The sequence below is a fragment of the Salinimicrobium gaetbulicola genome (assembly GCF_042676025.1).
In the GTDB taxonomy this organism is placed as follows: Bacteria; Bacteroidota; Bacteroidia; order Flavobacteriales; family Flavobacteriaceae; genus Salinimicrobium; species Salinimicrobium gaetbulicola.
On the sequence record NZ_JBHTJP010000023.1, the window covers coordinates 1 to 768 of the forward strand.

Here is a 768-nt window from a genome sequence, read left to right on the forward strand (position 1 = left end):
GTCCGCTACTTGCGTTAACCGGAGACGTTGTGCATAATTTTTCATGAGATATTATATTTTTAATAGTAAAAAATCTTTGATTCAAAAACGACTGATTTTTGACAAATCGTATGTATTTAAATTTTTAGAAAATTTTCATTTTCTAATACTCATTATTTTTCCATTTAGTTTAAGCATAGGATTCTTATTAATTCAACTACATGTTAAGAATTTTATACTCTTACCTCTTTCTGTAATATGCTTGTTCATAAGTGCCTTTATAGCAAGATTAATCATTATTCAAATAAAAAAATCTTACAAATTCCGAAAAACAACAGGAGTAGATAAAGAGATTAATATGAAACTAGTTGAAGATATTTGTTTGACAAACAAATGGAAGATTTTAGCATCGGATAATCATTCCCATGTAATAAAAATAGAAAATACTCAAATAGGCTATCATACAGGAAAAGAATTATTCATACTATATCAAAATACAGATATCTTTTTAAGGTGTTTAACTTATGCAACATATGACATTGTACACCCTTTTCATTGGATAAGTCAAAGAGAAATTGAGGACTCATTAGTTAAAAACCTTAAAATAAAATGGCTCAGCCATACTGAAAAATTAGACAGCCTTGGATAAAAACTATGCACAACATCGGTTAACGAGCAAATAGCGGCCGAACCTGCAAAAAATGACATTTTTGACTACCTTTAAAAAGTTAATTTAACCGACAAATTCGCGTTCCCAACAACCGCTACTTGCGTTAACCGGAGACGTTG

At 29.7% G+C, this 768-nt stretch carries 1 protein-coding gene; it reads left to right on the plus strand.

Annotated features, from left to right (window positions below):
- The first annotated feature begins 337 nt into the window (after nucleotides 1-337).
- A complete protein-coding gene (locus tag ACFQ1G_RS01340) occupies nucleotides 338-628 on the plus strand; it encodes a hypothetical protein (RefSeq protein WP_380736439.1) in 291 nt (96 codons plus the stop codon).
- Nucleotides 629-768: the final 140 nt, after the last annotated feature.